The organism is Bartonella sp. 220B, from assembly GCF_026930205.1.
Taxonomy (GTDB): Bacteria; Pseudomonadota; Alphaproteobacteria; order Rhizobiales; family Rhizobiaceae; genus Bartonella.
The window spans coordinates 1-1,331 of the sequence record NZ_JANHOI010000056.1 but is presented as its reverse complement, the minus strand read 5'-3'; the positions used below and the strand labels follow the sequence as shown (position 1 = coordinate 1,331).

The following is a 1,331-nucleotide window of genomic DNA, read 5'->3' as shown; positions in this document are numbered from 1 at the left end:
CATAATCGCTTAGATATGATCAATGATTTATCGGATGAAGGATTTGGTTATTGGGACAAAGTACGCGAAATCGCATTTATCAAAAAGCATCCTGTAGGTGAGGTTTTGCATGCTGAAAATGGTCAAGTACTCTATTTAACCGATGAAAATGGAAAACCTCTAAAAGACAGCGATGGAGAATATATTGCACTGTATCACTTTTTAAAGCCAGGGGAAGAGAAGCATTTAAAAGCCGGTTCTGATGGCATCAGGCGTATGTTTTACAATGGCATTTTTAACACGCCAGATGAGGCAGCGCGTAATGCTGTCCAGTTATCTGGTAATGAGCATGAGCCACTTTATTTTACATATTTCCCAAAAGCAGAAGACAAGATTGTAGAGTTAGGAGTAGCATTTTATCAAAAGTTTATCGAAGGTAATAGCTGGGGGCTGAGTAATTCAACCAAGAAGTTCCAAGATTTTATCTATCGTTATGGCAATACGAAGACACGTGTCAGTGCGCATAGCCGTGGTAGCATGACAGTGGGCAATGGATTGCGTGATTTTAAACGGCGTGGCATCCACGGTATCGCAGAAGAAACAGATATCTATCTTTATGGACCAGCTTATAACGCTCAAAAGATGGCAAATACAATATATATCGTAAGTGACGGCAAGAAAGATCATGTTTACTTACAAAATCATGCATTTGACCCTATTGGTACAGGATTTGGCCGCAATCCGCCTACTTCTTATAATATACCTTTAAATCTAGATGCTTCACTTTTGAAGAAAGCTATAAAAAATCCTTTATATATGACGCAGTTTGTAGCAAACAATTTATTGACTATAGTAACCTCTCCACTGAGAGAGCAAGGGAAAGCATTAGCAGGTTTCAAACCTAGCACCCATAATTGTTATGGTAATGCGAGTGATGCGTGTGTAAGAAGTTATGGAACACTTCATTCTATACCAATTTATAAATCTGATACAATTTTAGATAATTCAGGTTTAGGTTATTTATGGAGGAAAAAATGAAACGAACTTTAAAATTGTTACTTGGGTTAGCATTTTTAACTATCGCTGGATGTGACATTGAAAACATCGACAAACCTGCTCCAGGGGCTGTGAGTATGTGGGAGAAGGCAGGTGCGGATTTTACTGAGGTAGGAAAAGCCTTATTAGAATGTGGAATGCCGAGTCTTATTGATACTGATTCAGAAAATAGAAAGAATAGTATTAATGCTAAAGCAACAATAGATGCTTGTATGGTTCAAGCAGGATTTCGTTATAAAGGGAGCGGTGACTGGTGTTATACTTTTAGAGAGGAAAACCTCCCCATTTGTCAGCAT

The 1,331-nt window shown here is 38.2% G+C and carries 1 protein-coding gene and 1 pseudogene; both read left to right on the top strand.

Annotation, left to right across the window (positions count from 1 at the left end):
• A pseudogene (locus tag NPX99_RS08650) lies at positions 1–1,017 on the top strand (hemagglutinin repeat-containing protein); the annotation flags it as partial.
• Positions 1,014–1,331 (top strand): hypothetical protein (locus NPX99_RS08645; RefSeq protein ID WP_269031420.1); only part of this gene is annotated, 318 nt, incomplete at its 3' end. The pseudogene NPX99_RS08650 and the gene NPX99_RS08645, both read left to right, overlap by 4 nt.